We start from the raw sequence: 22,468 nt of genomic DNA, 5'->3' as shown, positions 1-22,468 counted from the left end.
CCTGTCGGACTTAAGGCTGTCCTATTGCGGTTGCAATAAATTGAGGATAAAAATTTCTTGCAATCCTCGCTACGGACGCTTAAGTCCGACAGGCTGCTAGAAAACGTAGCCGATGAACGCTACATGGTTAAAAATCCGAAAACGAAGGGAAGTGGCTGTCTTTTATTGGGTTTTGCGCACCTGTCAGCGAACTCAGTCAGCTCTGTCCGGTGGCAAGTTGTTTGCAGGCGTGGTTTCTTTGATTTCGTGGAAAAATTTCATTACTCCATCGGTGGTCTCCTCCTTATACCTTTCCATCTGGATTGGGATGCCCGGTGGCAACTACTTCTGTGACGACGCAGACTTTCGTTAGTCGCGAAGATCTGCCCGCATAGTTGCTGCGATGTTCCCCGTACGCCTCTCTCGTAATCGTGAGCCGGCAAGTATACGATCACGTCACAGAATACTGACCCAAGAACCTGGTAGCTTCTATCGGGGCTCGACCATCTGATATTTACTTCACCTTCGTGGTATCTCCTGTTGTGACGCTGCTGCTCTGGCATTTTGAAGACTTCCCCGCATACTCGCTGTTCACCATTACCCCCAACCACTATCACATCACAGAATCGTAGCGGAGTGTGGTATTTCTCTTGGTGATATGTCAGCATCTCTCTATGCTTGAAGCGCACCCCGCACGGCAGCCGTTCGCCACTCTCCAATTTCAGCAGCACTTCACAGACAAAGGGCCTGGTGGGATCAGTAACTTCACATTTACAAGTTTTACTGGCTGTCCCACGTTGCGCGAATGGGACTGCTGAGGGAGGGCGTTTGCTCTGTGTGAATGTTGCCATTGTGACGAGGCTTGCTGAACTGGCTACGGAATTCACCGGCCCTCTGGCGGACTCTCCACCAACGGATGGTGATCGGAGTTTGCAAACGCCATGACAGGAACCAAAGTGACAATTGTTATCGAAAGTATGCCGGTGTGGTCCGGGGTTTTTGTCATCGTCGCCAGAGCCAGAAGACTGGGAGCCGCTGGCAAAGACTGTAGTCCGGGTGCTGGTTGCCCCTCCTGTGGCTTGCTGACCGGATGATGTTGAAGGCTGGTTTTGTTGGTTATTTTTTTGTTGGCTGTTTCCGGGGAGCATCATGGTGGTGATTGTAAACGGTTCATCCTGACTGGCCTCCTGTTGATCCATCGGGATAAACAGTGACGAATCGGAGTTCCAATCGTTTTTCAAAAGCCAGCCAATAACAACAAACGCTTCTACAGGTGGCCATGAAAAAGGTTTGGCGCTCAGAGAGGTTTCGTGGCTGCTCAGCATCAGTTCGTAAGCCACCAGCAGATGAGAGGCGTAAATCAATGGCCACGAAATTGACTCAATAAGGGTGGTTTTTAATCCGTAACCGTTAAGTCCATAAGGTTTATCATCAGGCGAAAAATCTAACCCCACATAACCGCTTGTGTCGGCAATGTCTGAAGGGTTGTACGACAGAGTATCGAGGTTACTTTTTATAGAAACGCTCTGGATCGAAGAACCTGCATCATCCTGATGAAAATCGACAACAAAACACCTTTTCGAGGAGTCAGCCTGACAGACGATAGTTAACAACACCGGCAGTATAAACAATGCCGCAAAGAGTGAGTTGTTCATCATTCTATCCGCGCATTCTGATTTCTAGGGAACAAGGGTAGATTGAGATGATGATAGATCAAGAAAATAAGTGTTTTCTGCGCTTAATTGGAAGCTGAATCACCTATATATCTCGTTCCCGCGCAAAGCGAGGCTGACGCTCAGGGTGGCCGGTTAATGAGAACACTCATGTAAGTTCCCCAAAATTCATAGTTATCGAATGAGCCGAAAATCATTTTTGACCAATCTCCGGCCTCCCCCTGAAGAAAAACTGTCTGACCAAATGTGAAAAAGCCCTGTAAATAAAGAATCTACAGGGCTTTTGTTTGGTGGTGTTGTGGGACGATGGTTTGGTTCCCACAATAGGAACTGAATTAGTCTATCAGTTGCTTTATTGACATCCTTTCGCTCCTTGAGGGGCGAGAGGATGTCAAATCAGCTGGCACGCTCCAATCGGCGGCTAACGCATGTCGATACCAGGCGAGCGTTGGCTCTTTAGCATCCTAAGGATGAGCTCTGGTATGCAATTACCCGTATCAGCTCTAATTTCTTGATAATAAAGTTGCGGGCTAATAAAAAGCCCTAATGGCTGGTGAGGGCTCATCAGGGCTATTTACAAGATGGTGGAGGCGGCGGGAATTGAACCCGCGTCCGCCGATTCTCAGCCTTCGGCTCTACATGCTTAGATCCGCCTTTGGATTTAACTCGATAACGACCCAGCGGTCGGGGTTCTACCGAGCGATCCTGTTACGTTTTAGCTGGCCAGCCACAGGCATACCGGGCCTCGCGAGTCTACTTACGATGACAGTCCGAAATCCGGCCAGTAGACGAGCCGGACAGACTGGGAGACTCGTAGGGTTTAGCTACGATCAAGCTGCAAATGCAAACTCTTCTTCGAAGAGTTCGTTTTGAGCGTCTCCAAGAGCTACCAGGTTGGCAACTATAAGGTTTGTAGTGTTTTGATTAACGAGAACCACTACGTCCTCGGCATGCACCTAAGGTTTCGATACCGTCGTCGAATCCAGATCGCCCCCGGATCAAAACTCCATTGGATCATTTAGTTATAGGCTATCCATAGAATTAAGACAATTTTTTATATGAAAGCTTCACAGGTTTGAAGTTTGGTCTATCCCACCAGATTGACATATCTGGCTCAAAGCATTTCTATATGCGCAAAGAAGTTGGCCGCAGGCAACAGTGAACATGACCCTCAGCGATTAAGTCTTGATAAGTATCCGTCATTTCACGCTTGCTTCAGTTTATGTTATTTTCCCTCAACCCTGGCGCAACCCATCAGTGGTGAACTCTCAGCGTCTGATGATGTTCCCACGCACTATTTTCAGGGTGGACGGTACACAGGGGTTCAAACAGTTCACCTGAGTCCGGCAGGCGCTGTGGTTCATCTGGACGTTTAAAGCATAAATCCTGACTGTACCCTGTTCAGATCTGACAGAAAGGACTCACCCGCATAAATGATACGGGTAGAAAATGGTGGCCTTTGTCCCGTCACATTCAGCAACCAATGCTGTTTCTAGCCATAATCCAGTCTGGTGACAGGTTATTTAATGACCATACAAGAAAAACGACCCAACACACTGACGACAGCCAGCTCCCTGTCGTCCGAGGTGTCCGAACAACCTGCCAGATCACTTAAAATCTGTTTGCTGTGTTATCGCAGCCATCCCTTCGTAGGTGGTCAGGGCATTTACCTTAAGTACCTGAGCAAGGCTCTGGTCGAAGCAGGCCATAGGGTAGATGTTATTTCCGGCCCTCCCTATCCGGATCTTGACCCCCGGGTGGGCCTGATTGAAATCCCCAGCCTGGATCTGTTCAGTCTTGAAAGTCATGTAACAGCCCTGAGACCCAGACACCTGAAATCCTGGTCTGACTTTTTTGAATGGTGGGCCATGCTGACCGGAGGGTTTGCTGAGCCCTATACATTCACCCGTCGTGCTGTGAAATATTTGCGTAAAAACGGTCATGACTACGACATTATTCATGATAACCAGAGTTTGGGCTACGGCCTTTTGGACCTGCAGAATCAGGGTGTTCCCGTGGTAGCCACTGTCCATCATCCCATAACCCGGGACAGAGAGCTGGCTTTGGGTGCCGCACCTGACTGGAAGCATCGTCTGTTGATCCGTCGCTGGTATTCCTTTCTGACCATGCAAGGCAGGGTGGTTCGTGAACTGAAGCATATCGTTACCGTTTCGGAACAATCCCGGGGCGATATTGCTGAAGCCTTTGACCGTCCGGCTAACGATATCAGTCTTATTTATAACGGGATTGATACCGATACCTTCAGTCCTCAACCCCATATTGAACGCAAGCCGTTCAGAATTATGACTACGGCCTCTGCGGACCAGCCTTTGAAAGGCTTAAAATACCTTTTGGAAGCCGTGGCATCGTTAAAACCCGACTATCCTGAGCTGGAACTTCTGGTGGTAGGCAAACTGAATAAAGAGGGTCAGACAGCGCAGCAGCTGAAACAACTGAATCTTGGCTCAGCGGTAACCTTTGTATCCGGCATTTCCACTGAACAAATGGTGGAGTACTATTCTGAAGCCGCCATTGCCGTATCCCCTTCACTCTATGAAGGCTTTGGGCTGCCAGCCGGAGAAGCCATGTCCTGCGGGTGTGCTGTGATTTCTTCAGATGGCGGAGCCCTGCCCGAAGTCCTGGGAGATGCAGGCCTGATTGTCCGGGCTGGCAACAGCCAAGCCCTGGCACAAGCCTTGCGGACGCTGTTGGAACACCCTGATAAGCGGATTGAATACGGTCAGCTTGGTCGGCAGCGAATTCTGGACACTTTCTGCTGGAAAGTAGCCGCCAGACAGTTCAGCCAGTATTACCTGAACCTGCTGAACACTGAACAAGAACCCGAAGAATTGAAAGACACAGTGGCTGCCGATGCTGGTCTTGGCCAGCGGACCGCTGTCAGCGGGTGATGCCCGAGGATAACTGAAACAAGATGCAAACCATTGATTTTAATCGTCTTAAGTTACGCAATGGCGATAAAGTACTGGACGTGGGTTGCGGTGAGGGCCGTCATTCCATTGCAGCCTGGCTGGAGGCCAGGGTGGATGTAACAGGGATTGACCTGTGCGAAAAAGATTTGCAAACAGCCCGTGGCAGACAGCAGGAATCTGTTCAATTCCTTCAGGGGGCAGAAGACGGTCGCAGTATTCGCTTTATTCAAGGCAATGCTCTGAAGCTGCCTTTTGAAGACAGCACGTTTGATAAGATTATTTGTTCCGAAGTGCTGGAACACATCCCTGATTACCATGGGGTGCTGGCCGAAATCAAACGGGTACTGAAGCCTGATGGTTTGCTGGCAGTCAGTGTGCCCAGAGCCTGGCCGGAAGAAATCTGCTGGCGACTGAGCAAGGCTTATCACGAGGTTGAAGGCGGTCATATACGCATCTTTAACGCCACACACCTTCGACATGATATTGAATCGCTGGGCTGGCGTCGTTATTCACGGCACTGGGCTCACGCCCTGCATGTTCCCTACTGGTGGCTTAAGTGCTGGAAATGGGAGCAGCCTTCGAAACTGGTCGATCACTATCACAAGCTGCTGGTATGGGATCTTATGGAAAAGCCGAAGGTAACCCGAATGACCGAAAAGCTGCTGGATCCGGTCATGGGAAAAAGTGTAGTGATGTACTTCGAGTGGGAGCCGGGCAGAGGTAAATCCAGCGATACCAACAAGGAGGTCTTTTATGGATAGCTTGCTGCTGACCAAAGGACTATTCCCGAGAGATTTTCTCAACAAGACAGCAGACTACATTCTCTCCATACAGCAGAAAGACGGCAGCATTCCCTGGTTTGCCGGTGGCAAGCTGGACCCCTGGGATCATACTGAAGCTGCCATGGGGCTGAGTATCATTGGTCATTATCCTGAAGCTGAAAGCGCCTATGACTGGCTGCGAAAAGAACAGCTGGAAGATGGCAGCTGGTATGCCAACTATCAGGACGGCAAGCCTTCATACAGTGACAAGAGAGAAACTAACTTTGTCGCCTATGTGGCGACCGGTGTCTGGCATCACTACCTGATTAGTCAAAATACCGGGTTTTTAGAACTGAACTGGCCAATGATCGAGGCTGCTATCCAGTTCGTACTACGACATCAGGCGCCTACAGGAGAGATCTACTGGGCCGTCATGGAAGAGGGGCAGCCAGACAGGGATGCATTGATTACAGGTTGCTCTTCGGTTCTGAAAAGTCTGGAATGCGCCATTCAGATCGCTGAAACCCTGAACAAGAAGGTTGAGCTATGGTACGACGCCTGGCAACAGTTGGGACAGGCTCTGAAGTATCATCCTGAGAACTTTGACCGCACCTGGGAAAGTAAAGAGCGCTTTTCCATGGACTGGTTTTACCCGATTCTGGCCGGTGTCTTCCGTGGTCAGGAAGCTCGTGACCGAATCCAGACATTCTGGGACAAGTTTGTCCGCAAGGACATGGGCTGTGTCTGTGTCAGCGATCAACCTTGGGTCACCATTGCCGAATCCTGCGAGCTGACCATGGCGCTCCTGGCCGCGGGTGAAAAGCAGAAAGCCACTCAGCTCTATAGCTGGTTGCACAACTGGCGTGACAGTGATGGCGGCTATTGGACGGGCTATCAGTACGTCGAAGACGTGATCTGGCCGCTAGAGAAAACGACCTGGACAGCCGGTGCTATTTTGTTGGCAGCAGATGCTCTAACCGAGTACACAGCCGCTTCCCGTTTATTTCTGGAATCAAGTCTGGAAATAAAACCGGAACTGCCAGAAACCGAAGAGGCCCTGGCAGCCGTTAACAGTTAACGGCGGCGGAATAACCCCAGCGTGTTGACCATGGGTAGTTCTTCAAACAATCCGGAGGCTTTCGCCAGCTTCCAGATGTTGTAAGGAGCCTGCCCACCGTCTTGGGGATTAGGGAAGATGTCGTGTATTGCCAGAATGCCACCGGGCTTGATAAAGCTGACCCAGCTGCGAAAATCCGTCTGGGCCGCTTCTTCACTGTGTCCGCCGTCAATAAACACCATGCCCAGAGGGGTGGCCCAGTGACGGGCTGCCACAGCAGAAGGAGCAACAATAGGGACAACCGTATCGCCCAGTCTGGCTTCACGCATGGTGGTTCGGAACGTTTTAAAACTGTCCATCAGTTGAATGCTGGCATCGTAGAGATCACTGTCGTGATACTCTTCCCCCAGCTGGTGCTCTTCTGACCCACGGTGGTGATCCACGGCATAGAGCACACTGTTATTTTGCTGGCAGGCAACACCCAGGTAGACCGTAGACTTGCCACAGTAACTGCCAACTTCCAGACAGGGGCCCAGCTGACTGGCTTCCAGAGCGAACTGGTGAAGTGCTTCGCCTTCGTCCGGAGCCAGAAAGCCTTTAACAGAATCGATATTGAGTGGCAGTTGTACAGGCATAGTTCTTAATGAATCAGTTTGTATTGAATCAGTTTGTAAAGATGTAGTTCGTTTTTTCATTTTATACGTCGGAAGTAGTTCAGTCAGGCGACTGGCTTCAAAGGCATAATAACAAATCAGGCTCGAGCAGTGCGTAAAAATCATAAACCTTTCTGGATCAAGAAGCTCTCAGACCGTTGGCAGCAGTTTTATATCCGGCACTTTTTCAGCAAACATTTTGAACACTTGGGTGAGCACCCGATGGTGGTCCATCCTTCTACCGTCAATGTTCATGGCGCCGGTATTTCCATCGGTCGTTTTGTCCACTTGATCAGTATCCGTCATAACCCGGTCAGTCTTTCCACCTGGAGCGGTCGGGGCATTCAGGGCGATATCAAAATTGGTGATCATTGTCTGATATCTCCGGGAACAACTATCTCTTCAGCAGCCAGTATTACCATTGGTAACAACTGTATGTTAGCCGCCGATTGCTACCTGTCCGACAGTGACTGGCACGGTCTCTATAACCGACTGCGACCATTCCGCTGCAGCAAACCCATTGTTCTGGAAGATAATGTCTGGCTGGGGCATGGTGCCAAAGTCGGCAAAGGCATCACAATCGGCGAGAACAGTGTCGTGGCAGCAGGCGCTGTGGTTGTGAAAGACGTTCCTCCCAATACGGTAGTGGGAGGCAACCCGGCTAAAGTCATCAAAAAGCTGAACCCCCATCGCCGGATGCTGAAAAGAGAATTTATGTTTCGCGATAGCGATCATTTCCTTTACATGCAGGAAGAACTGGATCACTACGTTTTAGGGGCGAATACCCTGAGAGGCTGGGCTCGTCACAAGCTGTTTCCCAAAAAGGGGGATTAACTGAGACGCCCTGCCAGGGTTGTTGTGGACAATTAGCCCGGAATCAAGTTGTTTTACTGGTCAGCCATTCTCCAGATACCCAGCAGATCCGGCACTTCATCCTTGCCTCTCATGAAGTCATCAATGGCTGCAGCCATTGTTGAATAATCGACTCTGCTTGCGGGCATTGAAGTAATGATGACCGGAACCGGTCTGTTATCATCAGCCGCAAAGGTAATGTTGATGAACCCTCTGGAGATACTGACCGTGAAATATTGGTATTTGGACTGTCCGTAGAATGCCAGCAGATAGACAATGTCTTCATGCTTTGCAGCATGCTCTGTGACGGCAGCAATGATCACATCTGCCTGACTCTTGCCACTGTAATGGCTGACGACTTTTCCAGGATCTACTTTACTCAGTTGCAAACCAGCTCCACCGGCTACGGCATTGAACCCCTTACTCATGCCTTCGGCATTCCCGGCGTTACTCCTTATGAGTCGTGAATCTTTGCTATTCATGGCAAAGCCGACGATGTCTTTAACCTGATCATTACGAGCCTTCGAACCGATGCCCAGTATATTGGCAAGGTCTTTATTGATATTGAAAATCATGGTTCTGGCATGGCTGTGCTCAATCAGCTTTCTGAAACTCCTTGAATGGGAGGGCAGGAGTGCCTTGATACCTTTTTTAATGAAGGAAGGTGTTTTGTGAAGCACGAAACCATCGTCTCTGTTTCTGGATGCTTCAATGCCCGCATTGAAGTGTCTGCCAAACTCCAGAGCTTTCATGGCATTCAGTACGTCTTCTGCAGAGGGTTTATTCTCAGAGGCTGACAGTTTGTACGCTTCACACAGTTGAGAAAAGTTTTCATTTGCTTTCTTACTTCCAAGCGCTGTATAGGCTTCAGAAAAAGCCCGGTCCACCGTGTGGTCGTCACCGATGACTCCCGCAGCGAGCATTTGTTCGTGGATGGCAGAAGCTCTGTTCTCTTCAGCAGTTGAAGGATACTGGCCTGAAATATCGAGGCCGTAGGCTGTGGCGGCTGAATGAATCATTTCCTGGTTCATTTCTTCTGCCGAAGCCTGAAGGGGCAGAGCCAGAATCAATAGACACATCTTTAGATACTTCATAATGGTACTCCTCTTGTTTTTAAATCCGTTTATTAATAATTAAGACCTGGTTAAGGGTGAAATAGTTCCCCTTGCCTAACGGGGCATTAAAGGCAAGGATCAGAGTAGACCGATGTTAGCGAGGGCTTTATGAAATCCTATTCGACGCTGAGACTAATCCTTGGAGATCAGCTATACGCTGGCCATAGCTGGTTCCGAAACAAAGATCCGGATACCCTCTATCTGATAGCAGAGCTCTATCAGGAAGCCTCCTACGTCAAGCATCATGTGCAGAAGATTTGTGCGTTCTTTGCAGCTATGGAGGCTTTTGCCGCGGCGCTGGCAAAATCCGGCCATGAGGTTTTGCATTTAACGCTCGATGAGACGGCTCAATACAAGGATTTGCCATCTCTTCTGCATTCGCTGGTCAAAACCTACAAGATTCAGCAGTTCGAATACCAGAGAGCCGATGAATACCGGCTTTTAAGGCAGTTGCAGGGCATGGATATCGGTGCTGGTGTTCAAGAAGTCGATAGCGAACACTTTTTTCTGCCCTTTGATGAGATTTCGAGCTATTTCAGCCAGGGGAAGGCCACAAGAATGGAGCATTTTTATCGCAAGATGCGAAAGCGATTCGACATTCTGATGGACGGAGACCAGCCAGAGGGCAGTCAGTGGAATTATGACCATGAGAATCGCAAGTCTTTTAAAGTCAGTGATCTCCAGGCAATCCCTGAACCCCTGATATTCAGCAATCCAGTGACAACGATTCTGGAAAGGTTGGATAGACACAATATTCAATACTTTGGTAAGGCCACTCCAGACCTGATCTGGCCGATTACGAGGCAGCAGTCACTCAAACAGCTGCGCTACTTCTGTCAGCATGGGCTTCCACGGTTCGGACAGTTTCAGGACGCTATGACTCACCAGAGTGACAAAAAATGGAGCCTATACCACTCCCGTCTGTCCTTTGCCCTGAACAGTAAAATGCTGACCCCTGTGCAGGTTATTCAAGCTGCAGTCAAAGCCTGGCAGGCAGACCCGGAGTCCATCTCCATTGCTCAGGTTGAAGGATTTATCCGACAGATTCTTGGCTGGCGAGAGTACGTCCGGGGCATTTACTGGGTCAACATGCCGCAGTATTCCTCTCTCAACTATTTCAAAGCTAAGCGGGCATTGCCGGACTTTTTCTGGACCGGCGAAACCCGAATGACATGTCTTCAGGAGGCTATTGGTCAGTCTCTGGATTATTCCTATGCCCACCATATCCAGAGACTGATGATCACAGGCACATTCTGTTTGTTGGCTGGCGTCGACCCCAGTCAGGTTGACGAGTGGTACCTGGGCATTTATGTGGATGCTATCGAGTGGGTGGAGCTCCCAAATACCCGTGGTATGAGTCAGTTTGCAGATGGTGGTTTGCTGGCTTCAAAACCCTACGCCGCCAGCGGTCATTACATCAATAAAATGAGTGATTACTGCAAAAGCTGTTACTACAATGTGAAGCAAAAAACCGGCGAGCGAGCCTGCCCATTCAACGGCCTTTACTGGCACTTTATGGTGAAACACAGAGCGCAACTCAGCAAGAACCCCAGGCTCGGCATGATCTACAAGAACTGGGACAAGCAGTCCGTCGATGATCAGGCTGTCATCACCCGTCAGGCGAAGGCGTACCTGAAGAAAATAAACAGGCTGTAGTTCGATACAGCCTCAGAGTTTAGGGCTCTGTCATGGCTGAAGAGTGGATCACTCGCTGCCTGACCAGTAACGATTGATTTAAATAACGGTACTCGTGTGATCGATAAGTGTCCAATTCAAAGTCCCCGGTCAGTTCGTAGACTGCCCAGCCGGAAGAAGGTTCATCCTGCTCACTTTGATTATTTTGCATAAAAGCTATGGCTTCTTCGACAGATTTAAATGCCAACCCACCCGGATATAAACCCCAGAACATTGGTCCAAATTTGATGACATTTTTACCTTCTGAAAGGGCGCTGTGATAGCGGGTATCACCGATTGTAAATATCGGCTTGGTAATATCCTCTCTCACCAGAGGGGTGAACGAGCCCTTTACCTCAAGCCAAACCGTGACAGCTAAAACAATAATCAGGGAGATAAGATACTTCGCAAGCTTCATAAGGAATAGGGTCTCTTAATGAGTTTTGGCCGACCTCCCGTGTCTACGAAACAGAGTGCCGCTGAGCCGGTGCTGGCACAACCTGAAGAGACCCTCATTGTTGCAGGCGACGGGTCACACCAAAATAGGCCTTATAGGGCAGGACTCTGAGCGTCCCCATAATCATGCCAAACACTTTTGGAAATCGAATTTCAAAACGCTTGCCATTCAAACCGTGCACAATAGCATCCACTGCCGACTCAACATCCATTAAAAAAGGCATTTTAAACGTGTTTTTATCCGTCAGGGGGGTTTTTACAAACCCCGGGTTGATCAGTTTAATATCCACACCCTGAGGTTTCAGGTCAGTGTACAACGACTCGGCCATATTGATCAGTGCCGCCTTGCTGGCACCATAAGCCGCGGCAGCAGGTAAACCACGATACCCGGCCAGTGATGCGTTGATAGCAAGGGTTCCTGACTGCCGATTCACCATCATCGGGATTAATGCGTCCAGACAATGGCAAACGCCCATCACATTTAATTCGAAGTGTTGACGCATATGGTTGGATCTGAAGTCCACGCCTGCCGTCTTGATGAATGTACCTGCATTCAATATGGCAATATCTACCTGACCAAAGCGGGTCGTAATCACCTCAGCCGCCCGCATTACTTCATCATGACGGGTCACGTCAGCGGGCAAAGGGATGATAATACCGTCCAGATCAAGCGCTTCATTCTGCAGCCGATCCAGATTGCCGAAACTACGGGCCGTCGCTATAACAGTACCACCTTGTCGGGCCATCGTTAACGCCAGCTGGCGACCGATTCCCTGACTGGCACCGGTAATCCAGATCACCTTGTTTTTCAGAGACCGGCGTTTTTTCATTGTGCGTCCTCTGAAGGGCTGGAAGATTCTGCATCCGGAATCTGCAGCTTTTCCAATGATGATGCGCTGATCAGCGAACAGTCTTTACTGAAATAAAAGTTGAGAGTGCCCAGGGTGAATCCCCATTTGCTGACATCAGCAATATTGAGAATCTGGCCATTTTCCTGCAGGAACAGCCAGTCATCAAACTTAACCCGCCAGTTAATACCCTTGATGGGTAAATTCATTTCATAGGTCCAGTTAAAGGTATTGCCCTGACTTCTTCCTGTGGCCAGGCCGATCAAATCACTCGCCCGGCCTTCATAATGTCTGTCAGCCAGTATTTTTATTTTCCACAGCCGGTTGGATGTCGAGCCATCTTCATAAATAAAGTCTTCATCCAGTATTAATTCATCGCCTTCTGTCCAACCTTTCATAATGACTTCAAAGTGGTTCCGAATGTTCCCGAAACGATCGACAAACTCACCCCTGGCATAGGTCATGCCCTGAAAATACTGCTCAATGGTCAGAACGGGTTGATCCTGCGTGTATCGTTTCTGAAGTGCTTCCCGCATAAATAAGACCTCCCTGCCTGCTTCATGAATCCGGCTTACTGATCCGATAAAGTCTCACGTCAATGCTGTCCTGCTTGAAGCCGGCTTCACAATAAGCCAGGTAGAACAACCACATACGTTTAAAATGTTCGTCAAAGCCCAGAGTCATAATCTCCGGCCAGCGTTGTCTGAATGACTCAGCCCAGATTGATAGTGTTTTAGCGTAGTCACGGCCAAAGGCATAAGTATTCTCAATAGCCAGACCTGCCTGATGACATTGATCACGGATTACCTGATCCGTCGGCAGCATACCTCCAGGGAAGATATAACGCTGAATAAAGTCGGCTTCTGCCCGATAATCTCTGAAGCGCTCTTCATCAATGGTAATCACCTGAATCACCGCCACTCCGCCAGGCTTGAGAGCATCACATACTTTCTGGAAATAGATGGGCCAGTGTTTCTCTCCCACCGCCTCTAACATTTCTATGGAGACAATGCGGTCATGCTGTCCCTTAATATCCCGGTAATCCTTCAAGTAAAAGTTGAAACCAGCTTCCTGCTGAACTGAATCACGGGCAAAGTGCAACTGTTCTGCGGACAAAGTCACCCCAGAGTAATTTTGTCCCCCCTGTTGCTGTAATGACCGGGCAAAGCCTCCCCAGCCACAACCAATTTCCAGAACGGAATGCTCTGGCATTATATCCAACCAGCTCAGTACCTTATTATATTTATTGGCCTGAGCCTGCTCGAGCGTTTCATCGTTGTTGCTGAATATAGCGCTGGAATAAGTCATGGAGTGATCCAGCCACAACTGATAAAAGTCATTGCCCAGATCATAATGAGCGGCAATGTTTCGACGACTTCCTGAACGACTGTTGTTGTTTAAAAGATGACTGGCTCGATTCAGTTTCCGAGACAGCCAGTTTGTGGAAAACTGTTTGTCTATTTGCTTTTCATTGAACATTCCCCAGTCCAGCAGAGCTTGCAGGTCTGGTGTATCCCAGTCCCCTTTCATGTAAGACTCTGCCAGCCCGATAACGCCCCGGTTGGCTGCCAGGAGCATACTAAAAGGACGATAAATCCTGATTCTGGCAATCGGTACGTCCCTAAGAGGCGCACCCACTTTTAACAGACTGTCTTTTTGCTGTAACTCAATACGACTCAGCGAAGCCTTTTCCAGCCTTTTCACCAGCCACGTAAGGGCTTTGGAAGGTGCTTTGTTGAGAAAGAGTTCTCTTTCGTCATGGGCATTTGACGCACTCTGTCGGGGAGACAATCCATTCTGCGACAGGGTTTTTCCTGAAATGTCCAACATTTATACCCCCTGTTTCTGGTACTTTTTTTGTTCGTTCATGCTTGTCTGTTTCCCTGTGCGTTTCAGGTTGCTATGCCAACGGTTTGTGATGCCAGGACTCCAACTGAAGAAGCGATCTTTCGGTACATGGCGAATCACCCGAATCCCTTTAATGAACAGCCGAAAAGCTTCCCAATGAATGGCCAGAGTCACTTTGAAAGCCTGCAATGGCAGAACAAACAACTGCCTGAGGATGTTCAGATCACTAAGCACCTGTCGTTCGCCTTTAAGTACTGCTGCAAATATCCGGCCATTAGTATTGTGCAGATGAATACTCAGTTTCAGGATTTGATCGGGTAACTGTGCCTTAAAATGGTATTCACAATCGGTTTCAAAAAAGGGAGAAACATGAAGTTGCTTTTTGGCGGACTGGTGAAAGCTGACTTTATTGCTCTCACTCTTTTCTATCGGGATAACGTAACTGTGTCGTTCCCCAAAGGTGTTGGTCACTTCATAAATAAGGGCAGACAGTTTCTCCTCTGAGTCCAGACAGTAGTAGACCGTCAGGGGATTAAAGATGTAGCCAAGAACCCTGGGGTAACAGAGCATGAAGATTCGCTCAGGTATCGCTATGTCATGCGCCAACAGAAGCCCGGTTACCTGAGTTTTGAGACAGCTTCCGGAACCGTCACCAAAGTCCTTTGGATGCAAGGAGAACACATTAAATCGCTCCACCGAAAACAGCTTCAGCTGACCATCAAGGTGGTCCAGCTCATCCAGATCAATGAACCAGGAGGCAACCCGGTATGAGAAGCGATGCTTCCGGGGCCGAATACGGTTGTGCATTAACTGTCCCCAATAGACCGCTGACTTCATGACCGCCTCCTGATGCTGACACTACTCTCTGTAGCAAGAGTGAACGGCCTTTTGCCGATACCATGTTCGGGCCAGATCAGTCTGTCATTCTGGTTTTCAACAGACCAGGGTCTTCGTTTTCCACCCAGTGCTTCTGCAACAGCCAAACCAGATTGAAGACCGTCCTCATGAAAGCCATAACCAAACCAGGCACCACAGAACCATGTGCGATTGCGGCCCTGTAACTCCCACAACCTTGATTGTGCCTCCAGGGCATTTCTATCAAACACGGGGTGGTCGTAGAGGTAGCAACCATGAATAGACTCCGGCTCTATAGCAGGGTTCAGAGTGACAAATAGAGGGAGGCCTTCCAGATGCTGAAGACGATTCATCCAGTATGTGACCGAAGGTCCTTCATTGGTTTGGGTACCAAAATAGTTCCAACTCGCCCAGGCTCTTTTTCTGGTAGGCATCAGTCGTTCATCACTGTGCAAAATAGCCCGGTTTCGCTGGAAACTGAACGATCCCAATAGCAGTTGTTCCAACTCACTGGGTTCGCTCAACATGGACAGAGAAGTATCTGCATGACAGGCCATGACGACATGATCAAACTCATGTATATCGCCCTGCAAATCTGTGACGGTAACCCTGTCAATATGGCGTCTGACCTTTCGAACACAGCGATTCTTAATGGCCAGTCCATCCATGTCATCCAAAATGCGGCGAACATATTCTCTGCTACCGCCACTGACTGTTTGCCATTGAGGACGGTTTGTCAGCTGGAGTAAGCCATGATTCTGGCAAAACCGCATAAAAGCCAGGGCTGGATAATCCAGCATACGGTCAGAAGGCGTTGACCAGATAGCTGCCCCCATAGGGACCAAATGATCATCAATAAAACGTTGGCTGTAGCCGCGGCCCGTGAGCAGTTCGCGGAGAGTGACCGATGGATTCAGCTGATTCATCAACTCCGTACTGGACTGATAAAACCTGAAAATATCCACCAACATTCTAAGAAAACCGGGCTTTACGGCGTTTAACCTCTGGGCAAACAGACCATTCAGGTCTGTTCCGGAATATTCAGTCTGCCCTTGATTCATGGAAACCGCAAAAGACATGTCCGTGTTGATAACGGGTACGTCCAAATGGTCAAAAAAAGCCGTTAGATTAGGGTAAGTTTTATTGTTAAAGACGATAAAACCTGTATCCACTGGTACAGACTGATCACCATCCTGAACCATCACGGTATTACTGTGACCTCCAAAACGATCATCTTTTTCGAACAGGGTGACACTGTGCTGTTTAGACAGCAGCCAGGCGCTGGACAGCCCGCTGATGCCTGATCCAATTACAGCAATGCTGAGTCCTTTAGCTGTCATAGGGCGGCCTGTAAACAAAATTTTCAATCATTTCTACGCCTTAGTGGTTTATTTGGATCACTACCTTTAGATGCTTCGCGTTCATGTGATCCAAAACACACTCATCGACGTAGACAGAGACAAATGAGCCGGACACACGATATTCTGATGATAAGTCCATCTTTGAACAGAAGCACAATGGATTCAGAAAACAGTCACTCTGACACGCCAGACAAGCTCAAGCAGTCATTAGTTGATCTGGGCCGTTACCGGGACAAACAGACGTTTGCGATCCTCTACGACTTTTTTGCCCCCAGATTAAAAAGACACTTGATGACCAAAGGCGCTCACGGAGAAATGGCTGAAGAGCTGGTTCAGGAAACTATGCTCTCTGTCTGGCGACATTGCAAAAGTTACGACCCCCGTAAATCTACGGCGTCCACCTGGATATTCAGGATAGCGCGTAACCTCTGGATTGATCGACTAAGAAAGGAAAAAGCGGACTTGATGACACCGTTGGATAATTATCCGGAAAGCCATTTTGAACCGGCCATGGCAGAGTTTGATTCAGAAAAAATCAAATCGGCCCTCAAGAGCCTGCCTCAACAACAGGCTCAGCTGGTATACAAGGTGTACTACGAAGGAAAAAGCCACCGTGAAATTTCTGAAGACATGGACATGCCACTGGGCAGTGTAAAGTCAGGCTTGAGGCTGGCTTTCAACAAACTTCGTAGTCAGGCGGGAGAATTAAAATGACTACACATCATCCTGACCTCAGCACCCTGATGAGTTACTCCGCAGGTAGCCTGCCCGATGCCATTGCTACTGTGGTTGCTGCTCATCTGAGTGTTTGCAGCCATTGCCGACAACAGGTTCAGGAAGCTGAACAGGTCGGTATCAGTTTGCTGGAAGAGTTGGTACCAGCGACAATGTCTGATCATGCAAAAGACGACATTCTTGCTCTACTTGATGAGACAGAGCAGGTACCCATCATCAGCAGGGAAGAACAATATGTACCAAACGATGCTGATATACCGGCGCCTTTCAGACCCTTACTCGGATATTATCTTGACGAGCTGCACTGGCGGTATATGGCTCCGGGACTAAAGCAATTCGTCCTGCCAGCGTCCGGTAGTAACCTGAGATTATTAAAGATCGCTCCGGGTACCTGCATGCCTTCCCATGGGCATACCGGCTCTGAGCTCACTATGGTACTGAGGGGTTCCTATTCCGATGAGCTGGGTCGATTTTGCGCTGGGGATGTCGCTGATTTGGACCCGGACGTCCAGCATCAGCCAGTAGCAGACACCGGCGAACACTGCATTTGTCTGATTGCCACAGATGCACCTTTACGATTCAATGGTCTCGTTCCCAGGCTTCTGCAACCTTTCTTTCAGCTTTGAGTGATGCGCACTAGCTCAAGGGTGCCCTGGTTATCCACAACCTTGATGCATTTTTGTCAGGTAAATCTATACGACAGCCTTTAAACATTTGCAGAATTAACTGGTTATTTTTTGAGCAGTTAATGAAAAACCCCTATTTAATGGGGGTTCCATATGTATCCAAAAACAAGTCACAAGGTTATCCACAATATCTGTGGATAGTGAAATATAACTGTCATTATCGTGCTGAAATGACGTGATATTCCAGCAATCCCCGATGTTGCATCCAGCGGATAAACCAGACCAGTAACCTCAAACGAATCCAGACTTTTGGACGGGTAACAGGCGACAATTGTCGATAGTGTTGTGAGAACCAGAAGCAGAAGCCAGAAAGTACATCCTGACTGATGTCTGCACACTCAACTTTTTCAAAGCCTGCTTCTTTCAGATGGGATTCATACTTTTGCCGAACCATCAAGCCTGCCGCAGAGATACCACAGGGTCTTGCCAGCAGGTTGACCATTCTCCGTTCCATACGATCCTTGAAAGGACGGCTGAGTACCATATCGGTTAAGGTAAGGCTGCCTCCTTCCTTAATCACTTTTCTGGCGTTGTTGAAAAAGCGTGCTTTATTATCAAACTGGTAAGCGCAATCAAGCGCCAGCAGTTTGTCAAAAGAGTCTGCCTCCAGCTTGGCCAGCTCCAGCTCATGGCCTCTTACCAGCTTTAGCTGATCATAGTGATCACACTGATCCTGAGCGCCTGCCAGCAGCTGTTCCGTTTCGGCCAATGCGGTGAGTGACTCAACCTGATAATAATCAAGCCAGACCAGAAGTTGATCGTAACTGGAAAAACCAACATCCAGTACTTTGTCCTGATTGGAGAGACAGGCTTTATCGGCAAGAAGACCGGCCAGCTCGGAGCAGGCGTGACCATAATCGGAAGTTTCGCGCCAATAACCGATTAACCTCCAGCCTGAAGAGGTAGATACCCCACTGTTAAGAAGCCACTGATCAGCCAGCATGCCCCGCTCTCCGTTAGAAGGCGGCCACCAGATACTGATGATAAGACTGATCAATTGGGATAGCAGTCCCGACATGACCAGCCAGGTTAACAGGATGCCGGATAGAAATGCGAAAATGGTCATAAGATATAAATCACTGATTCCTTTGGATAAGCCTGTATGTGCGTGCAGTGCTCGTGCGGCTAGCTGATATTAGAGGGATACTTCTTCTATTACTAGCAGCCTTAAGTCCGACAGGCTGCTAGTGACACCCTTTAAACTCAGGGGCAGCAGTCGTTTGCTGGCGAGCAGTAATAAGTATCAACCATAACAAGCATGGAGCACCTCTAATAACTAAAAAGGTGCGTTTGTGTGATAATTGGCGGTTTACCTATTCAATGATCCAAAGGGTGTGTCTGGTCGGCAGATCGCCAAGGGAGAAAACACAGTTATGCTGATAACGTCTAACGTGACCATGCAATTCGGGGATAAACCCCTGTTTGAAGACATCTCCGTCAAGTTTGGTGATGGCAACCGCTACGGTCTGATCGGTGCCAATGGTTGTGGTAAGTCCACCCTGATGAAAATCATCAGTGGCGAACTGGAGCCCTCTGCCGGTAATGTCAGCTATGATCCCAACGAGCGCATTGCCAAGCTAAATCAGGATCAGTTTGCCTATGAAGAAAACACGGTCATTGATACCGTAATTATGGGGCATTCTGAACTCTGGAAGGTTAAGGAAGAGCGTGACCGCATTTACGCCAAGGGAGACATGACGGAAGAAGAAGGTATGCGTGTTGCAGACCTGGAAGTTCTGTTTGGTGAAATGGACGGTTATTCCGCTGAAGCCCGCGCCGGTGAACTGCTGCTGGGTCTGGATATTCCACTGGAACAACACTACGGCCCAATGAGTGCTGTTGCCCCGGGCTGGAAGCTGCGTGTTCTGTTGGCGCAGGTATTGTTTGCCGATCCCGACATCATGCTGCTGGACGAACCCACCAACAACCTGGACATTAATGCGATCCGCTGGCTGGAAGGGATACTCAAGCAGCGCGACTGTACCATGATCATCATTTCCCACGACCGTCACTTCCTGAACAGTGTTTGCACTCACATGGCCGATCTGGACTATGGCGAGCTGCGAATGTTCCCCGGTAATTACGACGAGTACATGATAGCGGCTACCCAGGCTCGTGAGCGAATGCAGGCTGATAATGCCAGGAAGAAAGCCCAGATTGCCGAGCTTCAGAGCTTTGTCAGTCGCTTTTCTGCCAATGCGTCCAAAGCCAGACAGGCGACCTCGAGGGCCAAGCTGATCGACAAGATCAAGCTAGAAGAGGTTAAACCTTCCAGCCGACAGAATCCGTTCATCCGTTTTGAACAGGAAAAGAAACTGTTCCGTAATGCGCTGGTGATGGAAAAAATGTCTCAGGGCTATGAGGACAAGCCGCTGTTCAATGACGTTAACCTGATGGTTGAAGTGGGTGAGCGCATCGCCATCATTGGCCAGAACGGTATTGGCAAGTCCACACTGCTGCACACTCTGGCCGGCAAGATGGCACCCAAGGGCGGTACTATCCAGTGGTCCGAGAATGCTGACATCGGTTACTACGCCCAGAATCATAGCGACGAGTTTGATAAGGACATGAACCTGTTCGACTGGATGGGGCAATGGATGAACGAAGGCGACGATGAGCAGGTGATCCGTGGTGTACTGGGTCGTATGCTGTTCTCTCAGAGCGACATCAAAAAGTCAGTCCGTGTTATTTCCGGTGGTGAGCAGGGCCGTATGTTGTTCGGTAAACTGATTCAGCAAAAGCCCAATGTATTACTGATGGATGAACCTACCAACCACATGGACATGGAATCCATTGAATCCCTTAACCTGGCGTTGGAAAACTACCCGGGCACACTGATCTTTGTCAGCCATGACCGTCAGTTTGTATCGTCTCTGGCGACCCGCATCATTGAAATCACGGAAGATGGTGTCGTCGATTTCCACGGAACTTACGACGATTACCTACGCAAACAGGGTGTTGTTGAAGAGTAATTTTGTTGAAGAGCAAATAGCTAATGGGGCAGAGATTTCTCCGCCCTGTTCGAGACTCAACGGTTTATTCGATACCGAGTAATTCCACATCAAAAATCAGTACAGAGTTGCCGGGGATTTTACCGGCACCACCGCTACCGTAAGCCAGATTGGCAGGAATAAACAGTCGAAACTTGTCGCCTACCGACATCAGCTGCAGACCTTCGGTCCAGCCGGGAATCACCTGATTCAGTCCAAAGGAAATCGGATTTCCACGGTCTACAGAACTGTCAAACACCTGACCATTAATCAGCGTACCGTGATAGTGCACTCTTACTTTGCTGGTGGCCGCAGGGTGATCTGAATGTTCACCCTTTTCCAGAACCTTATACTGCAATCCGGACTCTGTGGTCATTACGTCTTCTTCATTCTGGTTCTTTTCCAGAAAAGCCTGACCCTGAACCAGGGCTTCCTGAGCCTGTTGCTTTTTCTGATCAATGCGGCGTTTGCCAAAGAACAACACGACAGCGATAAAAACAATAAAGATAACAGTAGACACAAAGATCACCCGGACTGTGGATAAGTCGATGAAAAATACCCTATCCTGACCGACAACTCAAAAATCTAAGCCCATAAACCTTTCCATTATTGATGCTTTTTCTGGTCTTTCTCCTCTTCCTTGACAGTTTCTGCGGGCTCTGGCTCCGGATTAACCAGTTTTTCCTCTCCGGGCCATTGTCCACTCTGCTTGCGGATACCCATAAACAGAACGGCAACCATACCCACCAGAATCAGCCCCATCTGTACCATAAAGATCAGCATGATCAGTGGCAGCATCACTATAAACAGGCCCGTTAGAATGACGGTGCCCAGAATCGCTTTAAACGGGCTGATGGCAGCGCCATCCCGCTGCTCAAAGAAAGCAGCCTTAACTTGATTGAAACCATTTTTTAATTGCTTGAGCCATTTTTCCATGATTTACCTCGATAAGAGAGGGGGATTAGTCATGGCTCCAATATAGAGGGCTGTGGATAAACAGATTGTGTTCAGTGGATTAAAGTTTGTTAATGGAAAATGGTTGTGCTGATAGGCGACGCTGTTCGATGCCACTGGCCGGTCAAGGACTGCTTTGACGAAGACTAAGGGAGCTAGTAGTCCCTTTCTACATCACCTCTGCTCCATTTATAAACACTAACGCCAATTACGGGTGAATATACACATGCTGATATGCCTCCATGGATTAAAGCACCTCTCAACGCCCTAACGTGGGGTGATCCAGAGTAAATACAATATCCTGTAACAGCGCCTATACATGCATGTGGAGTCACCCAAAAAACAACAAGTCCCGTACTGAATAATGCCACCACAGTCTTCATCAGGCTTTCCCCATCGTATAAACCCCACAGTATGGGTTCTCGACTGTAGTCGATATGATCATAGCTGCCATTATCATTGCCGCCATTGGAGTAAACAGTGTTTGAGAAAACACTCATATATCCAAGCATCATTACAAACAGGTAATTCTTCATATTCTCAGACCAATTCGCTGCTGCTGCATGGATGCAGGAGCCAGAGTAACGCAGGAGCAATTGCCGCATAGGGCAGTCTAGCAGCCTGTCGGACTTAAGGCTGTCCTACTGCGGTTGGGGATTTTCAGCAAGCCAATGGAAGTGTGCTTCAATGCTTTTCAAATAAAGGTTTCGCTGATTTTTGCCCCACGTTCGTAACGTGTAGCTGCCGATATTTTGTAGATCGTCCCGGGCGCGTGGGGTGACTCTGACTTTTCTGTTGATCTTTTGCATCATTAGGACTCAGCGTCCAGGTCGTTGATGAGTGAGTCCATTCCGTTAAAACCTTTGTTTTTGAGGTATTTAACAGGAGCTCTGGGGCAAAAAGTCCTGGACAGAAAAGCGCTCTTATTTTCTTGATCTATCCTTCCTCTTTGTAAATCAGGATGCAAGGTAAGTATTATTCAATATCCACTTCTTACGGCACCGCTGTGGTTGCTACTGTTGCTGTCTGTTATCTGTCAGG

22 protein-coding genes and 1 other RNA gene are annotated in these 22,468 nt (G+C 48.8%); 8 read left to right on the top strand and 15 right to left on the bottom strand.

Annotated features, from left to right (window positions below; all coding sequences use genetic code 11):
• Positions 1-260: 260 nt before the first annotated feature.
• Entirely contained in the window at positions 261-1,637 is a 1,377-nt protein-coding gene (locus KDK17_RS07555; RefSeq protein WP_257281000.1) for a hypothetical protein, read from the bottom strand.
• 597 nt (positions 1,638-2,234) lie between these two features.
• Positions 2,235-2,647: a transfer-messenger RNA gene (gene ssrA / locus KDK17_RS07550) on the bottom strand.
• A 531-nt stretch (positions 2,648-3,178) separates the two neighbouring features.
• Here ssrA and KDK17_RS07545 point away from each other — a divergent pair.
• Genes KDK17_RS07545 through KDK17_RS07535 form a run of 3 tightly spaced genes read left to right on the top strand, consistent with a single transcriptional unit; the run spans position 3,179 to position 6,421 of the window.
• Positions 3,179-4,561 carry a glycosyltransferase family 4 protein gene (locus KDK17_RS07545; protein WP_257287749.1) on the top strand — a complete coding sequence of 461 codons (1,383 nt, stop codon included), beginning with the start codon at positions 3,179-3,181 and terminating at the stop codon, positions 4,559-4,561.
• Between the two features lie 23 nt (positions 4,562-4,584).
• Positions 4,585-5,343: a class I SAM-dependent methyltransferase gene (locus KDK17_RS07540; protein WP_257287748.1), complete on the top strand. Its 759-nt coding sequence runs from the start codon at positions 4,585-4,587 to the stop codon at positions 5,341-5,343.
• Positions 5,336-6,421, top strand: coding sequence for a prenyltransferase/squalene oxidase repeat-containing protein (locus KDK17_RS07535; RefSeq protein WP_257281003.1), 1,086 nt, complete (start codon positions 5,336-5,338; stop codon positions 6,419-6,421). The genes KDK17_RS07540 and KDK17_RS07535 overlap by 8 nt, the downstream gene beginning before the upstream one ends.
• On the opposite strand, the gene KDK17_RS07530 is transcribed toward KDK17_RS07535, so the two are convergent.
• Positions 6,418-7,035, bottom strand: coding sequence for a class I SAM-dependent methyltransferase (locus tag KDK17_RS07530; RefSeq protein ID WP_257252626.1), 618 nt, complete (start codon positions 7,033-7,035; stop codon positions 6,418-6,420). The genes KDK17_RS07535 and KDK17_RS07530 overlap by 4 nt on opposite strands.
• Positions 7,036-7,164: 129 nt before the next feature.
• On the opposite strand from KDK17_RS07530, the gene KDK17_RS07525 reads away from it, so the two are divergent.
• The gene (locus KDK17_RS07525; RefSeq protein WP_257287747.1) at positions 7,165-7,887 is read left to right on the top strand and encodes a DapH/DapD/GlmU-related protein; all 723 of its coding nucleotides are present in this window, start codon (positions 7,165-7,167) and stop codon (positions 7,885-7,887) included.
• Between the two features lie 53 nt (positions 7,888-7,940).
• Here the strand turns inward: KDK17_RS07525 and KDK17_RS07520 are convergent, their stop codons facing one another.
• Positions 7,941-8,999 carry a hypothetical protein gene (locus KDK17_RS07520; RefSeq protein ID WP_257281005.1) on the bottom strand — a complete coding sequence of 353 codons (1,059 nt, stop codon included), beginning with the start codon at positions 8,997-8,999 and terminating at the stop codon, positions 7,941-7,943.
• Between the two features lie 129 nt (positions 9,000-9,128).
• Between KDK17_RS07520 and KDK17_RS07515 the strand changes: the two genes are divergently transcribed.
• Entirely contained in the window at positions 9,129-10,676 is a 1,548-nt protein-coding gene (locus KDK17_RS07515) for a cryptochrome/photolyase family protein (protein WP_257281006.1), read from the top strand.
• Between the two features lie 19 nt (positions 10,677-10,695).
• Here KDK17_RS07515 and KDK17_RS07510 read toward each other — a convergent pair whose 3' ends face one another.
• From KDK17_RS07510 to KDK17_RS07485, 6 genes are all read right to left on the bottom strand, one after another.
• Positions 10,696-11,112: a hypothetical protein gene (locus KDK17_RS07510; protein WP_257281007.1), complete on the bottom strand. Its 417-nt coding sequence runs from the start codon at positions 11,110-11,112 to the stop codon at positions 10,696-10,698.
• Positions 11,113-11,206: 94 nt separating this feature from the next.
• Complete coding sequence (locus tag KDK17_RS07505; RefSeq protein WP_257252372.1) at positions 11,207-11,980, bottom strand: SDR family oxidoreductase; 774 nt, start codon at positions 11,978-11,980, stop codon at positions 11,207-11,209.
• Positions 11,977-12,534 (bottom strand): DUF3833 domain-containing protein, encoded by a 558-nt coding sequence (locus KDK17_RS07500; RefSeq protein ID WP_257287746.1) that lies wholly within the window; start codon positions 12,532-12,534, stop codon positions 11,977-11,979. The genes KDK17_RS07505 and KDK17_RS07500 overlap by 4 nt, the downstream gene beginning before the upstream one ends.
• Before the next feature lie 22 nt (positions 12,535-12,556).
• Positions 12,557-13,828 carry a cyclopropane-fatty-acyl-phospholipid synthase family protein gene (locus tag KDK17_RS07495; protein WP_257281009.1) on the bottom strand — a complete coding sequence of 424 codons (1,272 nt, stop codon included), beginning with the start codon at positions 13,826-13,828 and terminating at the stop codon, positions 12,557-12,559.
• Positions 13,829-14,683, bottom strand: a complete 855-nt coding sequence (locus KDK17_RS07490; RefSeq protein WP_257281011.1) for a DUF1365 domain-containing protein — start codon at positions 14,681-14,683, stop codon at positions 13,829-13,831.
• Entirely contained in the window at positions 14,680-16,041 is a 1,362-nt protein-coding gene (locus tag KDK17_RS07485) for an NAD(P)/FAD-dependent oxidoreductase (protein ID WP_257287745.1), read from the bottom strand. The genes KDK17_RS07490 and KDK17_RS07485 overlap by 4 nt, the downstream gene beginning before the upstream one ends.
• Before the next feature lie 177 nt (positions 16,042-16,218).
• Between KDK17_RS07485 and KDK17_RS07480 the strand changes: the two genes are divergently transcribed.
• Together KDK17_RS07480 and KDK17_RS07475 are read left to right on the top strand one after the other, a co-directional pair.
• Positions 16,219-16,776: a sigma-70 family RNA polymerase sigma factor gene (locus KDK17_RS07480; RefSeq protein ID WP_257281015.1), complete on the top strand. Its 558-nt coding sequence runs from the start codon at positions 16,219-16,221 to the stop codon at positions 16,774-16,776.
• Entirely contained in the window at positions 16,773-17,423 is a 651-nt protein-coding gene (locus KDK17_RS07475) for a ChrR family anti-sigma-E factor (protein WP_257281017.1), read from the top strand. The genes KDK17_RS07480 and KDK17_RS07475 overlap by 4 nt, the downstream gene beginning before the upstream one ends.
• Positions 17,424-17,640: 217 nt before the next feature.
• Here the strand turns inward: KDK17_RS07475 and KDK17_RS07470 are convergent, their stop codons facing one another.
• Positions 17,641-18,549 (bottom strand): methyltransferase domain-containing protein, encoded by a 909-nt coding sequence (locus tag KDK17_RS07470; protein ID WP_257281018.1) that lies wholly within the window; start codon positions 18,547-18,549, stop codon positions 17,641-17,643.
• Between the two features lie 307 nt (positions 18,550-18,856).
• Between KDK17_RS07470 and KDK17_RS07465 the strand changes: the two genes are divergently transcribed.
• Positions 18,857-20,455, top strand: coding sequence for an ABC-F family ATPase (locus KDK17_RS07465; protein ID WP_257281019.1), 1,599 nt, complete (start codon positions 18,857-18,859; stop codon positions 20,453-20,455).
• Positions 20,456-20,519: 64 nt separating this feature from the next.
• Here the strand turns inward: KDK17_RS07465 and KDK17_RS07460 are convergent, their stop codons facing one another.
• The 4 genes from KDK17_RS07460 to KDK17_RS07445 all read right to left on the bottom strand — a co-directional run bounded on the left by KDK17_RS07460 (position 20,520) and on the right by KDK17_RS07445 (position 22,236).
• Positions 20,520-20,993 carry an FKBP-type peptidyl-prolyl cis-trans isomerase gene (locus tag KDK17_RS07460; protein WP_257287744.1) on the bottom strand — a complete coding sequence of 158 codons (474 nt, stop codon included), beginning with the start codon at positions 20,991-20,993 and terminating at the stop codon, positions 20,520-20,522.
• 86 nt (positions 20,994-21,079) lie between these two features.
• On the bottom strand, positions 21,080-21,409 hold the full coding sequence (locus KDK17_RS07455; protein WP_257287743.1) for a hypothetical protein: 330 nt from the start codon (positions 21,407-21,409) through the stop codon (positions 21,080-21,082).
• 173 nt (positions 21,410-21,582) lie between these two features.
• A complete protein-coding gene (locus tag KDK17_RS07450; protein ID WP_257287742.1) occupies positions 21,583-21,963 on the bottom strand; it encodes a hypothetical protein in 381 nt (126 codons plus the stop codon).
• Between the two features lie 105 nt (positions 21,964-22,068).
• Positions 22,069-22,236, bottom strand: a complete 168-nt coding sequence (locus KDK17_RS07445) for a type II toxin-antitoxin system RelE/ParE family toxin (RefSeq protein WP_257287750.1) — start codon at positions 22,234-22,236, stop codon at positions 22,069-22,071.
• Positions 22,237-22,468: the final 232 nt, after the last annotated feature.

The organism is Endozoicomonas sp. SESOKO2 (assembly GCF_024606245.1).
GTDB lineage: Bacteria > Pseudomonadota > Gammaproteobacteria > Pseudomonadales > Endozoicomonadaceae > Endozoicomonas_A.
This window is presented reverse-complemented; position numbering and strand designations above follow the sequence as displayed.

Excerpts from the sequence above, each read along its gene's own strand:
- KDK17_RS07555 (WP_257281000.1), bottom strand. The coding sequence starts at position 1,637 with ATGATGAACAACTCACTCTTTGCGGCATTGTTTATACTGCCGGTGTTG.
- KDK17_RS07545 (WP_257287749.1), top strand. The coding sequence starts at position 3,179 with ATGACCATACAAGAAAAACGACCCAACACACTGACGACAGCCAGCTCC.
- KDK17_RS07540 (WP_257287748.1), top strand. The coding sequence starts at position 4,585 with ATGCAAACCATTGATTTTAATCGTCTTAAGTTACGCAATGGCGATAAA.
- KDK17_RS07535 (WP_257281003.1), top strand. The coding sequence starts at position 5,336 with ATGGATAGCTTGCTGCTGACCAAAGGACTATTCCCGAGAGATTTTCTC.
- KDK17_RS07530 (WP_257252626.1), bottom strand. The coding sequence starts at position 7,035 with ATGCCTGTACAACTGCCACTCAATATCGATTCTGTTAAAGGCTTTCTG.
- KDK17_RS07520 (WP_257281005.1), bottom strand. The coding sequence starts at position 8,999 with ATGAAGTATCTAAAGATGTGTCTATTGATTCTGGCTCTGCCCCTTCAG.
- KDK17_RS07515 (WP_257281006.1), top strand. The coding sequence starts at position 9,129 with ATGAAATCCTATTCGACGCTGAGACTAATCCTTGGAGATCAGCTATAC.
- KDK17_RS07510 (WP_257281007.1), bottom strand. The coding sequence starts at position 11,112 with ATGAAGCTTGCGAAGTATCTTATCTCCCTGATTATTGTTTTAGCTGTC.
- KDK17_RS07505 (WP_257252372.1), bottom strand. The coding sequence starts at position 11,980 with ATGAAAAAACGCCGGTCTCTGAAAAACAAGGTGATCTGGATTACCGGT.
- KDK17_RS07500 (WP_257287746.1), bottom strand. The coding sequence starts at position 12,534 with ATGCGGGAAGCACTTCAGAAACGATACACGCAGGATCAACCCGTTCTG.
- KDK17_RS07495 (WP_257281009.1), bottom strand. The coding sequence starts at position 13,828 with ATGTTGGACATTTCAGGAAAAACCCTGTCGCAGAATGGATTGTCTCCC.
- KDK17_RS07490 (WP_257281011.1), bottom strand. The coding sequence starts at position 14,683 with ATGAAGTCAGCGGTCTATTGGGGACAGTTAATGCACAACCGTATTCGG.
- KDK17_RS07485 (WP_257287745.1), bottom strand. The coding sequence starts at position 16,041 with ATGACAGCTAAAGGACTCAGCATTGCTGTAATTGGATCAGGCATCAGC.
- KDK17_RS07480 (WP_257281015.1), top strand. The coding sequence starts at position 16,219 with ATGGATTCAGAAAACAGTCACTCTGACACGCCAGACAAGCTCAAGCAG.
- KDK17_RS07475 (WP_257281017.1), top strand. The coding sequence starts at position 16,773 with ATGACTACACATCATCCTGACCTCAGCACCCTGATGAGTTACTCCGCA.
- KDK17_RS07470 (WP_257281018.1), bottom strand. The coding sequence starts at position 18,549 with ATGACCATTTTCGCATTTCTATCCGGCATCCTGTTAACCTGGCTGGTC.
- KDK17_RS07465 (WP_257281019.1), top strand. The coding sequence starts at position 18,857 with ATGCTGATAACGTCTAACGTGACCATGCAATTCGGGGATAAACCCCTG.
- KDK17_RS07455 (WP_257287743.1), bottom strand. The coding sequence starts at position 21,409 with ATGGAAAAATGGCTCAAGCAATTAAAAAATGGTTTCAATCAAGTTAAG.
- KDK17_RS07450 (WP_257287742.1), bottom strand. The coding sequence starts at position 21,963 with ATGAAGAATTACCTGTTTGTAATGATGCTTGGATATATGAGTGTTTTC.
- KDK17_RS07445 (WP_257287750.1), bottom strand. The coding sequence starts at position 22,236 with ATGCAAAAGATCAACAGAAAAGTCAGAGTCACCCCACGCGCCCGGGAC.